At 69.9% G+C, this 11,759-nt stretch carries 12 protein-coding genes and 1 pseudogene; 4 read left to right on the top strand and 9 right to left on the bottom strand.

The window, feature by feature from the left end; all coding sequences use genetic code 11:
• Positions 1-16: 16 nt before the first annotated feature.
• Positions 17-1,204, bottom strand: a complete 1,188-nt coding sequence (locus tag ACWDA7_RS44765) for a hypothetical protein (protein WP_450612896.1) — start codon at positions 1,202-1,204, stop codon at positions 17-19.
• Positions 1,205-1,416: 212 nt separating this feature from the next.
• Between ACWDA7_RS44765 and ACWDA7_RS44760 the strand changes: the two genes are divergently transcribed.
• Both ACWDA7_RS44760 and ACWDA7_RS44755 read left to right on the top strand, forming a co-directional pair.
• Complete coding sequence (locus tag ACWDA7_RS44760; RefSeq protein WP_450612894.1) at positions 1,417-2,079, top strand: transposase; 663 nt, start codon at positions 1,417-1,419, stop codon at positions 2,077-2,079.
• Between the two features lie 29 nt (positions 2,080-2,108).
• A pseudogene (locus tag ACWDA7_RS44755) lies at positions 2,109-2,360 on the top strand (S1 family peptidase); the annotation flags it as partial.
• 118 nt (positions 2,361-2,478) lie between these two features.
• Here ACWDA7_RS44755 and ACWDA7_RS44750 read toward each other — a convergent pair.
• Together ACWDA7_RS44750 and ACWDA7_RS44745 are read right to left on the bottom strand one after the other, a co-directional pair.
• A complete protein-coding gene (locus ACWDA7_RS44750; RefSeq protein ID WP_450612892.1) occupies positions 2,479-2,850 on the bottom strand; it encodes a hypothetical protein in 372 nt (123 codons plus the stop codon).
• A gap of 95 nt (positions 2,851-2,945) precedes the next feature.
• A complete protein-coding gene (locus ACWDA7_RS44745) occupies positions 2,946-3,647 on the bottom strand; it encodes a FadR/GntR family transcriptional regulator (protein WP_450612891.1) in 702 nt (233 codons plus the stop codon).
• A 256-nt stretch (positions 3,648-3,903) separates the two neighbouring features.
• Between ACWDA7_RS44745 and ACWDA7_RS44740 the strand changes: the two genes are divergently transcribed.
• Positions 3,904-5,145, top strand: a complete 1,242-nt coding sequence (locus ACWDA7_RS44740) for an aminotransferase class V-fold PLP-dependent enzyme (protein ID WP_450612889.1) — start codon at positions 3,904-3,906, stop codon at positions 5,143-5,145.
• Between the two features lie 288 nt (positions 5,146-5,433).
• A complete protein-coding gene (locus ACWDA7_RS44735) occupies positions 5,434-5,751 on the top strand; it encodes a hypothetical protein (RefSeq protein ID WP_450612887.1) in 318 nt (105 codons plus the stop codon).
• Positions 5,752-5,845: 94 nt separating this feature from the next.
• On the opposite strand, the gene ACWDA7_RS44730 is transcribed toward ACWDA7_RS44735, so the two are convergent.
• The 6 genes from ACWDA7_RS44730 to ACWDA7_RS44705 form a co-directional block, all read right to left on the bottom strand.
• Positions 5,846-6,325, bottom strand: a complete 480-nt coding sequence (locus tag ACWDA7_RS44730) for a DUF6114 domain-containing protein (protein WP_450612885.1) — start codon at positions 6,323-6,325, stop codon at positions 5,846-5,848.
• An 87-nt stretch (positions 6,326-6,412) separates the two neighbouring features.
• On the bottom strand, positions 6,413-7,036 hold the full coding sequence (locus tag ACWDA7_RS44725) for a DUF6230 family protein (RefSeq protein ID WP_450612884.1): 624 nt from the start codon (positions 7,034-7,036) through the stop codon (positions 6,413-6,415).
• 352 nt (positions 7,037-7,388) lie between these two features.
• Positions 7,389-8,753, bottom strand: coding sequence for a vWA domain-containing protein (locus tag ACWDA7_RS44720; RefSeq protein ID WP_450612882.1), 1,365 nt, complete (start codon positions 8,751-8,753; stop codon positions 7,389-7,391).
• Complete coding sequence (locus tag ACWDA7_RS44715; protein ID WP_450612898.1) at positions 8,750-9,607, bottom strand: AAA family ATPase; 858 nt, start codon at positions 9,605-9,607, stop codon at positions 8,750-8,752. The genes ACWDA7_RS44720 and ACWDA7_RS44715 overlap by 4 nt, the downstream gene beginning before the upstream one ends.
• A 183-nt stretch (positions 9,608-9,790) precedes the next feature.
• The gene (locus ACWDA7_RS44710) at positions 9,791-10,243 is read right to left on the bottom strand and encodes an SRPBCC family protein (protein ID WP_450612880.1); all 453 of its coding nucleotides are present in this window, start codon (positions 10,241-10,243) and stop codon (positions 9,791-9,793) included.
• Positions 10,244-10,475: 232 nt separating this feature from the next.
• Complete coding sequence (locus ACWDA7_RS44705) at positions 10,476-11,540, bottom strand: YihY/virulence factor BrkB family protein (RefSeq protein ID WP_450612878.1); 1,065 nt, start codon at positions 11,538-11,540, stop codon at positions 10,476-10,478.
• Positions 11,541-11,759: the final 219 nt, after the last annotated feature.

Raw genomic sequence — 11,759 nt, 5'->3', positions numbered from 1 at the left:
TTTCCGGCCCCGTTCCTTACGCTGGGCCTTCGCCGGCGCGGCACGTGCTGCGACGGTGAGCTCGACACGACTCGTCTGTATTGCGCCGTCGGCGGTCGAACGTGCCTGGGAAGGAGACGACGGACAGGTTGGAGACGTTGCCATCGATCCCGCCGACCTGCTCGAGCCCGGCCGCATTCTTGCGGCGGGCGCGGGTGGACGGTGATGCGTACCCGCCGCAGAGCACCATCAGGTGCGCCTCGTACGCCCACCCGCCGGGCGCGGAGGCGTCGCGGCGGCGGACGAGATCGACCTTGTGCCACGTCTGCGGGTTGTTCAGGAAGTGCGGTAGGCGGGGCCAGCGGCCCGCGCCCGACGGCAGGCGGACCGGGAGGACGAGGTCGCCGCGCTGGGAGTCGGCGCCGCCGGTGAAAACCAGGGCGAGGGGGCCGGTGTGGTCCCACCAGGTCGCGGCACGGGTCTTCGGTGTGCCTTTCGACGTGACCTCGCCGGTCGGCACGCGGCCGAAGGGCCGGGCGGGTGTGGGTAGAGGGCGGGGCTGCGCGAGGACGCTCGTGCCGGACGGCAGTGCGGCGGCCTGCTCCGGCGTCGTCACCGCCGAGCCGAGACCGCGGTGCCGGTAGGCGGCGAGGTGTCCGGCAAGGGTGCCGTGCAGGCGGAACGTCTCCCACTTGCGTGCGCTCGTATGCGAGCGGGCCCGGCCAGGGATCCGCGTGTACTGCCACCAGGTCCCCATCTTGGGCCGGCCGAACCTGCGGCCGGCCGCGTCCGGGAACAGGTGCCGGGCGATGCCTTCCCACACCTCGTCGGCCTGGTGCATCACCAAAGCTTTCGTCACATGATGGCCCAGGTGGCGGGAGCATTCCATGTGCCGGTAGCCGCGGCGTTCCATCCCCTCCCGGGACAGGCCCAGCACCTGCCGCCACGCCTTCGCGTCCGTTTCGCGGCGCACGTCGCCGGCCCAGTACGCGTCGACCGCGGCGCGGGCATCGCGCTGCAGGGCGCGCTTGAGCGACCACATCGCCGAGTACAGGTTCTCCGCACGCTGCAGGTCCTCAAGGCGGTGGACGTCCAGGGGCAGGCGGATGACCGCCAGCTCGGTGTCCTCGCCGCGTTTCCAGCGCTCGCCCTTGTTCTTGCCCCGCAAGCGGCGACCAGGCGCGGCATCGGAGGCGGGCGCGGCATCGAGCAGGCTCGTGCTCACGGACTTTCCCACCTCCTTGTGGATCCGCCGACGTACGGAGACCCCTCCGGGCATGCGCCGGATCGGCAATCACATCAAAGCTACCTGCCACCACTGACAACGCCCCCTGCAGCCAGTCAGCTTGACTCCCTACGCTGTCGGTTACGGGCCTGCGTCTGACCTACTGCACCACTACCGACCTGCGGGCCTGGACCGGACTGACCGGACCCCAGATGCACCGGCTCGTGAAGCAGCTGTGGGAACAGAAACCCGACACCGGGCGCGGCCGGCCCGGGGCGCTACCGTTCACCGACCGCGTGCTACTCCTCGTCCTCGCCTACCGGACCAACCTGCCCCTGCAGCAACTCGGCACCCCGTTCGCCATCTCCGACTCGGCCGTCCACCCAGTCGTCGACCGTCTCACCGAACCCCTCGCCGAACGTCTTGGCCCGCCACCCACCGACCGGCGCGAACTATGGGTCGTGGATGGCACGCTGCTTCCTGTCCACGACAAAAAGAAGACCGCGAAGTCGAAGAACTACCGGCGCAGCGTCAACGTGCAGGTCGTCTGGCGGGCCCGCGACCGAAGGGTCGTCGCGGTCGGGGACGCATGGCCAGGCAACCGCAACGACATCGTCGTCTTCCGAGAAACCCTCGGGAAAACCCTGCCCGACCACCCCCGGCTCTCCGGCGACGGCGGGTATCGCGGATCCGACCGCATCCGCACACCCCGACGTGGACCCGACGGCCGCCTCATCAAAGACCGCAACTACCGCCGGTTCCGCCGGCGCCGCGCTGTCGCCGAACACACCATCGCCCGCCTCAAAGACCACCAGAACCTCCGCCAATACCGACGCAAAGGCGACGACATCAACCCTCTGCTCGCCGGGGCGTGACGATCCGCCGGGTCGACTGTCCGGCGGAGACCACCTTCTGGCACTGCGGCACGGTGTCGGCCAAGAACGAGACCGTCGACTACAGCCAGGGCGCCGTGCACGAGATGACGAAGACGAACGTGTGCGCCGAACCGGGCGACTCCGGGGGCTCCTTCATCCGCGGCGACCAGGCGCAGGGCGTCACCTCCGGCGGCTGTGGCAACTGCAGCTCCGGCGGTGAGACGTGGTTCCAGCCGGTGAACGAGATCCTGAGCCGTTACGGTCTCACCCTTCACACGGCCGGAACGATCCCGGCCTCGGGGTGTCGCGGGCTGTCGCACGACGCCCGCGACATCCCCCGGGGGGCGCCTTGCGCGGACTTTGCGATCCGACACGAGGAACAGCCGCGGTGCGGTCGCCTCAAAAGTCGAACGTGGCGTTCCTGAAGGCGATGACAATCGCCACGAGGCCGAATACCCAGAGCCCGATCGCGCCGAGCATGGCGCCCGCGGCGGCAGGCACGCCGGTGCGACGGCCCAGCACCGTGGCTCCGGTCCAGCCGCACACGGCTCCGGCCAGCGGAGCGCCGCAGAGCAGCAGGGCGGCGTGCACCAGCGGTTCCTTGGCCCGGTGATTGGCGACCCAGTCGGTGGTGCTCTTGCGCCGGAGCGCATCCTCGGCGGCGTACCAGAGCCAGCCGAACAGCGGGAGCAGGAGCACAGCGGTCACCACGAGGAAGGCGATAACGGTGCGGCGCGTCCGTCTGGCCGTCTCTGCGGAAAGATCCGTCATATGGAGCATCGTGCTGCGGCGTCGCCGCGCCATGCCATCCGTATGCGTACTCAGTCGCGTACCTCGTTCCGCCCGCGGAGCGGCCGACGCAGCCGTCAGTCGCGGACGTCGTCGTCCTCCACGGAGGGCGTGAATGCGCGCAACCAGCGCTCCGTCTGGGCGACGTGGGCCTGCGCGGCGCCTGCGGCAGCGACGGGGTCGCGGTCGGCGATGGCATCGGCCAGGACGCGGTGGTCCTGGTCGCTCTTGCTGCGCAGCCGAGGGCCCTCGGGGAGCGTGAAGACCCGGTACTTGCCCGAGCGGGCGCGGAAGACCGACAGCAGGGACGCCAGGGTGGGATTGCCGCCGATCCGGGCGATCTCCGCGTGGAAGCGGTGGTCGAGTTCGGCGGCCTCGGCGGGGTCGTCGGTGGCCTCCATCGCCTCGATGAGCGAGTAGAGCCCACGCACTGTTTCCGGCGTGCTGCGTGCGGCAGCCTGCGCCGCGACGTGCGCCTCCAGTACCCGCCGGATCTCGTAGACCTCCAGCAGGCCGGTCAGGGGGAGGAGCTCGAAGGTCAGCGTGAGACTGCCGATGACGTCCTCGGGCCGCAGTTGGGAGACGTACGTGCCCGATCCGTGGCGCGGCTCGATCACCCCCAGGGCGGCGAGCATCCGTACGGCTTCGCGCAGGGACCCTCGTGAGACGCCCAGCTCCTCACACAGCTCGCCTTCGGGCGGAATGCGTTCACCCGGGCCGAGACGCCCCGTCGCGATCATGTGCCGTAGCCCGTGGAACGCCTTCTCGACTGCGGACATCCCGCTCCTCTCGCCGCTCTGTGGGCTGCGGCTCGCGCCCCTGAGGGGCTGCGACGTCGTCGCCGGAGCCTCTCGGCACTGTAGCGAGTCATCAGATGTCTTGGGCGGGTCGAGCAGGGGTCGTCCGATGAAGTTCCACTTCAGTCGCTTGCGTCCAGGGAAATGGCGATGACAGGATCCCCAGGTCGTCATACGTCTCTCTGGAAGAGTCCGGTGCACCGCATCGGACGTTCCGGCTCGAAGGATCGGGAGTCAAGTGAGCGGGACCGAGGTCACCACCGCGCCGCACCCCCTGCTACTGGCCGACGGCAGGCCTGCCGCCGAGGCGTGGTCGCTGGATCCCGCCCTGAAGCACCTGAACCACGGTTCGTTCGGCGCGGTCCCCCTTGTGGCACAGGGACGGCAGCAGGAACTGCGCGCCGAGATGGAACGCTCACCCGTGGTCTGGTTCCCCGCGCAGCCGCAGCGGATCGCCGAGACCCGGTGCGAGCTCGCTGCCTTTCTCGGTGTGTCCGCCGACGATCTCGCGCTGGTGCCGAACGCGAGCGCCGGCGCCAGCGTCGTGTTCGCGGGACTCGAGCGGAGCCGTGGCGGGGAGGTCGTCGTCACCGACCACGGCTACGGTGCTGTCACCATGGGCGCCGAGCGGCTGGCGCGCCGCTGGGGCGGCCGGGTCCGCACCGCCCGGGTGCCGCTGGACGCGGGCGAGGAGCAGGCGTACGCGGCCGTGATCGCGGAGATCGGGGAGGCCACCGACCTCGTCGTCCTCGACCACATCACGTCGGCCACCGCCCGCCTGATGCCGGTGGACCGGATCGGCGAGGTGGCCCGGCAGCGGGGGATACCGCTGCTCGTGGACGGCGCGCACGCGCCCGGTCTGCTTGCCGCGCCCCTCGCCGGCGTCAGCTGTGACTTCTGGGTCGGCAACCTGCACAAATGGGGCTGCGCGCCGCGCGGCACCGCGGCGCTGATCGCCCGGGGGCCGCTGCGCGACAGCCTCTACCCCCTGATCGACTCCTGGGGTGCCGCCGATCCCTACCCCGACCGCTTCGACCAGCAGGGCACCCTGGATGCCACCGCCTACCTGGCGGCACCGACAGCGCTGGACTTCGTCGAGCGCACCTGGGGCTGGCAGGCCGCCCGCCAGTACATGGACGAGCTGGCCGACTACGCCGCGCACGTGATCGGCACCGCGTTCGCCGACCTGACCGGGATCGGCGGCACCGTCGACGTCGGTATGCCCGTCCCCGGCATGCGGCTGGTGCGGCTGCCGGACGGTCTGGGCACATCCCGCGTCGCGGCCGACGCGCTGCGTGACCGGGTGGCCGGAGAACTGGACGTGGAAGCCGCCTTCACCAGCTTCGACGGCATCGGATACATGCGGCTGTCCGCCCATGTCTACAACACCGCCGCGGACTACGAGTACTTCGCCGAGTCCTGTGTCCCCGTCCTCGGCCGGTGGGCTCGCGAGGCCCGCGAGCAGCACCGCACGGCGTAGCGGCGCGGCATCGCATCGGAGCGGGACCGGCTCGAGGCGCATGCGAGGGAACAGCCCGGCTCCACTCCTCGGCGCCCGGTCTCGCTCCAGCCCCCGACCGGGTCGACGGGCTGTTCGCTGCGCCGTCGGGCCGACTGCCCGACCGGGGTGTCGACGGGCTGCCGCCGGCCCCTTCGGCGGGCACGGCGCCGCCCCGCGTTCGCGATGACCGGTTACGGGCTGCCCCCGGGCGACGTGGCCGAGGCCGGAAACTGGGTACGCGGTGTAAGAGCCGAACGAGGGAGCGACATGACGACGTACGTGATCACCGTGCCCGGCACCTTCACCGGCCCCATCGCACCCGGTACGAGAGCCGACCTGGTCCAGGCGCTGCGCCCGGCCGATCCGCACCACACCCAGAAGGGGAACGAGGAGGACCTCGACATCCTCACCGTGAACGAGGACAACACCTTCACCATGCGCCTCACCGTCGAGGCGGACAGCGGACCCCACGCCGAGCAGGACGCCCAGCACCTCGCGGGTTCCGCTCTGCGTGCCGCGGGGCTGGACGAAGCCAGTGCCCCCCTGGGGCCGTCGGTGATCACCGGCATCGACTCCGACATCTGAGAAGCCGCCGGTGCCGGCACCCAGACGACGGACCACCCGTGGATCCATGATGCTGCGCCGGTCGTGCGAGCCCGTGGCGCACGACCGGCGGGGGTCACGGACGTTCTTGCTCTTTTCCTGCCGGTACGGGGGTGGCTGCCGGATGCGCTGAGGGCGGTTTGTCGGCGCCCGTGGGTGGAGCCCAGGCGCAGGCCAGGGAACCACCGATCAGGCCGAAGATCAGGCCGAAGAACAGGCCCCCGAAGTTCGCAACGGGAAGCGAGATGAGGGCGAGCAGCAGGGTCGCGATCCCGGCGAACACACGGGCCTCCTGGTGGAACCAGAGAGAGATGCCCAGGGTCATGAGCAGGACTCCGATGACCAGGGACGCCGCCCCGGACGTGGTGGAGAGCGCCAGCGCGATGCCCTGCAGACTCAGGTGCGTGTAGGGGAAGTACATGATGGGCAGTCCCGCCGTGAGGGTGAACAGCCCCGCCCAGAAGGGCCGCTCGCCCCGCCACACCCAGAATCTGCGCCGGATGCCGGAGACGGTGGCGCGTAGTCCCGAGCCTGTTTCGAACGGATCAAACAACACGTGTGCTCTCCGTGGTGGGGGGACGGACAGGACATGCGGTGAGCGGGCGTTGACGCGCGCATGTGCCCGTGCTGGGTCGGCACGGGGTCAGAAGCAGTTGTGGCTGCCTGGTTCGATCTGCACGTCGAGGCCGGGGATGTTGAGCGTGGCGGCCGTTACCGCGACCGAGGTCACGCGCACGTTGGTGAGGTCGATGGAATCGGCCTGCTGGGCGAAGACGTTGGGGTCGAAGAACCGCGAGTTTCTGTCTCCCGGATTGATCGGCCCCTTCGTGATCGAGCCCGCCGCCACACCGATGTCGATGTTGTTGCTGTTCGCCTGATCGGCCGAGATTGAGGTCGCGTCGATGAACAGGTTCGTCGCCTCGACCCGGCTGCGGTCACCGCCGGTGAGCAAGAGGGTGTAGGTACCCAGTGTCGGGATCGAGAGGTTCACGGACAGGCACAGCCGGCTGATGTTCGCGTGCCGGAACCCCAGAACCACGACCGGCACGAGCGTGCCCTTCCTGGCCACGTCGACCATGGGATAGAGGGCCAGACCACGGGCGTTGAGTGTGTTCGCGGCGACCTGGAAACGCTGGCCCGAGATGAGGAACGACGCGGCCAGCGCTCCTTGGGCCATACCGATGCAGAGTGCCGCCGCGGCGGCGACGCCCGTGACGAGAAACGCGGCGAAGCGCCTCCAGCGAGTCCGGCCGGAGCGATGCAGCATTACGCCTCCTCCGTCGCGCAGGTGGCTCCACCCGTACCGGACAAATGCGGGCGAGGTGCTGGTGCCGTCACGGAGTCTAGACTTCCGGGCACGATGGCCGACGGCACGTCAGGTCGGCCGGCCGGGTGATATGCACGCTCGGCGCCGGTTACGACTGCCCCGGCGTCGACCGCGCTGAGCGGCAGAAACAGGTCCGCAGACACACCGCGCCGGCGCAACACGGCCTCCACCGGCAGTCATTTTGCGCGGGGGATCGGCGCGGACAGGCGCCTAACCGTCCGTCATGCCCCGGTCCACACGGGTCCGGGGCATCCACATCACCACGCCGGGAGAAGCCCGTGTCGGGATGTGGTCACACGGGCAGCAGCCGAGAGACCAGCGCACTGAGCTGCCGGGCGTTGCGGCACTCGTACATCTCGACGAGCGCGGCATAGTCGGGCGCGGCGGAGTCACCCGCGCCCCACTGGGAACGTGCCTCGGGGTTCAGCCAGTACACACGGCGGGCCCGTTCGGAGATGTGCCGAACCGCCGGCAGATTCGGGTCACTCATGTTCGTACGCGCGTCACCGAGGACGAATACGGTCGTACGGGAACCGACCGCGTCGGCGTATCGCTCCGTGAACTCTCCGAACGCGACACCGTAGTCGCTGCTGCCGTGCCATCCCGTTACCGCCGCCTGCGACAGGATTCCGGCACTGAGATGGCCGGGATCCGCCGCGCCGCGCACCAGAAGCCCCGTGACCTCGTCGACGCGGTTGACGAAGGCGAAGACCCGCACCTTGCTGAACTGGTCGTGCAACGCCTGCACCAAGAGCATCGTGAAGTCGGAGAATCCCGACACCGAACCCGACACATCGCATAGCAGCACCAGTTCGGGCCGGACGGGGCGGCGCCGGCGCAGTACGGGATGCATCGGGACGCCGCCCGTCGACAGTGAGGCACGCAAGGTGCGCCGCAGATCGATGGTGCCCCGGGCAGCACGACGGCGGCGGGCCGCGAGCCGGGTGGCCAGCTTGCGGGCGAGTGGCTGAACCACCCTGCGCAGCTCGGCGAGCTGATCCCGTCCGGCGAAGAGGAAGTCGACCCGGTCGGGCGTCGGGGCGACCGCGCGCCGGGCGATCTCGTCCCTGCCGCGGCGCTCGGCGACCCGGCGCCGCGCCTCGGCGGCGACCTGCGCACGGAAGACCTCGATGCGCCTGCGGATCTCGTCCTCCAGCAGCCGGTCGGTGAACCCCGACGCCCCGGACTGCGCCCTGACGGCGTCCCGGACGCGAGCCAGCAGCGTCTGCGGGCGCAGCCGGTCGAGCGTCTGGTATGACGACCAGCCGTCCGAGCCCGGTGAAGCGCCGTAACCACCGAAGCCGCTCACCGCCTCGGTCGCCAACCGCGCCGTCAGCTCCTCGTCGCCGGCCGCGAGGGCGGCGGCGAGCCGTTCCCGCAGTGCTTCCCGGTCCGGGGTCGCGTCTGCGCCCGGTGTCCCGACACGGCTGGGAAAGTACACGTCGAAGACCGGATCGAAGACGCGGCGCTGCGTCTCCCCGTGCAGAAGTGTGGCGGCCAGTCCCTCACGCAGCAGCTCGCGGTCCGTCAAGCCGAGTGCCTCCAGAGCCCGCGCGGCGTCCACGGTCTCGCCGGTGCCGATCCGCAGGCCGTGCGAGCGGAGCGCGCCGACGAGCCCCGTCAGCCGCTCCGCCACCCCCGCGTCCGGGGAGTTCACACGGCGTCCAGGTCGAGCTTGGCGGCCGCCTTGAGCACGTCGTCCTGGTGCTTGAGCAGCACTCCGAGGCTGTGACGTACGACGTTCTCGTCGAGGGTGTCGGCCCCGAGTGCCAGCAGGGTGCGCGCCCAGTCGATGGTCTCGGCGACCGACGGGACCTTCCGCAGATCCATCGCACGCAGCGCCCCCACGACGCGCACCACGGACTCCGTCAGGGCCTGGTCGAGGCCCGGCACCTTCAGCCGGACGATGCGGCGCTCCAATTCCTCCTCGGGAAAGCCGATGTGGAGGAAGAGGCAGCGGCGGCGCAGCGCTTCCGACAACTCGCGGCTCGCGTTCGAGGTGAGCACGACGAACGGACGGCTCGTGGCGGTGATCGTCCCCAGCTCCGGGACGGTGATCTGGAAGTCGCTGAGCACTTCGAGCAGCAGACCCTCCACCTCGACGTCGGCCTTGTCGGTCTCGTCGATCAGCAGGACCTTCGGCCCGTCGCCCCGGATCGCGGTCAGCAGGGGACGCGCCAGCAGGAACTCCTCGCTGAAGATGTCCGTACGCGTCTCGTCCCAGGTCTCGTCACGGCCCGCGCTGATGCGCAGCAGTTGCTTGGCGTGGTTCCACTCGTACAGCGCCCGTGATTCGTCGACGCCTTCGTAGCACTGCAACCGGACCAGCTGGGCCCCGGCGACCTGGGCGACGGCCTTGGCGAGTTCCGTCTTGCCGACCCCCGCCGGGCCCTCCACCAATAGCGGCTTGCCGAGCCGGTCGGCCAGGAAGACCGTCGTGGCGACCGCGGGGGAGGCCAGATACCCGGTCTCGGCGAGGCGCGCGGATACGTCGTCGACGGATGTGAACAACAACGTGGCCTCCAGCCCGGGACGACGCATCTGACGCACTCACTATCTAAGCGCTTGCTCATGCGTTCTGTCACGTGTGACGCAGCCCACGCCACGCCGGACTATGGGCACTCGGCCGACTGCCGAAGGGGGCGGTGCCCTGGTGGAGGTCCAGGGCACCGCCCCTCGGGCGACGAGGTGAGGTCAGACCTCGCCGCGCCAGGCGCCGGTTTCCACGCCGCCGCGCTGCTCGATGAAGCTCTTGAACCGCTTGAGGTCTCCCGTGACCCGCCGGTTCACGACGCCGAGCTTGTCGCCCACGGACTCGGCCAGGCCCTCGGGCTCGTAGGCCATCTGCAGCATGACCTTGGTGCGGTCCTCGGCCAGGCGGTGGAAGGTGACGACGCCGGCCTGCTTGGCCTCGCCGTCCACGGTGGTCCAGGCGACCCGCTCGTCGGGGATCTGCTCGGTGATCTCCGCGTCGAACTCCCGCTGCACACCGCCGATCTTCGTCACCCAGTGGGTGAGAGTGTCGCTGCGCTGCTCGATGCGTTCCACGCCGTCCATGAACGCGGGGAAGGTCTCGAACTGGGTCCACTGGTTGTACGCCGTGCGGACCGGGACATTGACCTCGATGGACTCCTCGACCTGCGACATGCCGAAGCCTCCTTTTCATGGTGTCGATGGTTTGACGCCCGGCTCGGTGCCGGACCGTGTGCCACGGAGACGCTCACTCGCGGGCCACTGCCCGACCCGGTGAGCCGACCGCCGGTGGCGGCGCCGCCCGGGGGAGCGGGTCCTTGCCGCACCGGTTCCAGGGCGCTTCGACAGCGGGTATCCCGGGGTCGGCAACCCATGCCCGACGCCATCCCGGCGTCCGCCGCGGAGCTCAGATCTCGCCCAGGCGGCGCAGGTCCTCCTCGTCCCAGTTCCTGGTGTCGCGCGGTTGGGTGTACGGCTCCGCCTCCGGGGGGAGGCCGCCGACGATCGCCCGCTGCCGTACGGTCTCCGCGTCGAACTCCAGACCCAGCAGGACGGCCAGGTTGCTGATCCACAGCCAAACGAGGAAGACGATGACGCCGGCCATGGTGCCGTACGTCTTGTTGTACGAGGCGAAGTTGGCGACGTACAGCGCGAAACCGGCGGACGCGGCCAGCCAGATCAACAGGGCCAGGACACTGCCCGGCGTGACCCACCGGAAGCCCTTGACCTTGGCGTTGGGGCTCGCCCAGTAGAGGATGGCGATCATCACGGTGACGAGAACGACCAGGACGGGCCACTTGGCGACCGACCACACCGTCAGCGCGGTGTCCCCGATACCGAGCGCGGCTCCCGCCTGACGCGCGATGCCGCCGGTAAAGACGACGATCAGCGCGCTGACTACAGCCAGCACCATCAGCACGATCGTCACGCCCACGCGCACCGGCAGGATCTTCCACACCGGTCGGCCCTCCGGCATGTCGTAGACGGCGTTCGCCGAGCGGATGAAGGCGGCGACATAGCCGGAGGCCGACCAAACGGCCAGCACAAGGCCGACGATCGCCATGAGGGAGCCGGTACCCGCATGGCTCTGCAGCTGTTCCACGGACCGGGTGATGATGTCCCTGGCCGATCCCGGAGCGAGATGCCGCAGGTTCGCCAGTACCTTGTCGGTCGCCGACTTGTCGGCGATGCCCAGGAGCGAGATCAGCACCAGCAGTGCCGGGAACAGCGACAGGACCCCGTAGTACGTCAGCGCGGCGGCCCGGTCGGTGAGTTCGTCGTCCTTGAACTCCCGAAAGCTCCCCGTCAGCACCTTGCCCCACGCCCGCTTGGGCAGCTTTGTCGGCCGGTCGGGCGCCGACTCCTCGACCTCCGGCCCCGGCCCGGCCTCTTCCGGGTCCGGCACACCACGGGCCGGTGCCTGCTCGTCACTGTGATGGGCTTTTCGCCCTGGAACATGCATCTTCGCCATGGCCGCCGGGTATCCCCGGACCACGGCCTTACGCTCAGGCTCGCCCTTGAGTGCCGACGCCGGCGCCGCCGGCCGGGGTGCGCGATACGCAAACCGTGGGCGGATGAGTGGCGGTGGAACGCCTACCGTTCCTAGTCAGTGAGCAGGAGTGAGTCTTGTACCCAGTCCTGGTCAACTGGCGCATCCCGAACGGTGGTGGATGCACTGGTCTCCCGCGTT

It is taken from the genome of Streptomyces sp. NPDC001156 (genome assembly GCF_053598275.1).
The sequence above is the reverse complement of the archived record's forward strand: the minus strand, read 5'-3'. Positions and strand labels throughout refer to the sequence as shown.

Bases quoted from the DNA above. Each gene is read 5' to 3' on its own strand.
- ACWDA7_RS44760 (WP_450612894.1), top strand. From the start codon at position 1,417: ATGCACCGGCTCGTGAAGCAGCTGTGGGAACAGAAACCCGACACCGGG.
- ACWDA7_RS44750 (WP_450612892.1), bottom strand. From the start codon at position 2,850: ATGACGGATCTTTCCGCAGAGACGGCCAGACGGACGCGCCGCACCGTT.
- ACWDA7_RS44745 (WP_450612891.1), bottom strand. From the start codon at position 3,647: ATGTCCGCAGTCGAGAAGGCGTTCCACGGGCTACGGCACATGATCGCG.
- ACWDA7_RS44735 (WP_450612887.1), top strand. From the start codon at position 5,434: ATGACGACGTACGTGATCACCGTGCCCGGCACCTTCACCGGCCCCATC.
- ACWDA7_RS44725 (WP_450612884.1), bottom strand. From the start codon at position 7,036: ATGCTGCATCGCTCCGGCCGGACTCGCTGGAGGCGCTTCGCCGCGTTT.
- ACWDA7_RS44710 (WP_450612880.1), bottom strand. From the start codon at position 10,243: ATGTCGCAGGTCGAGGAGTCCATCGAGGTCAATGTCCCGGTCCGCACG.
- ACWDA7_RS44705 (WP_450612878.1), bottom strand. From the start codon at position 11,540: ATGGCGAAGATGCATGTTCCAGGGCGAAAAGCCCATCACAGTGACGAG.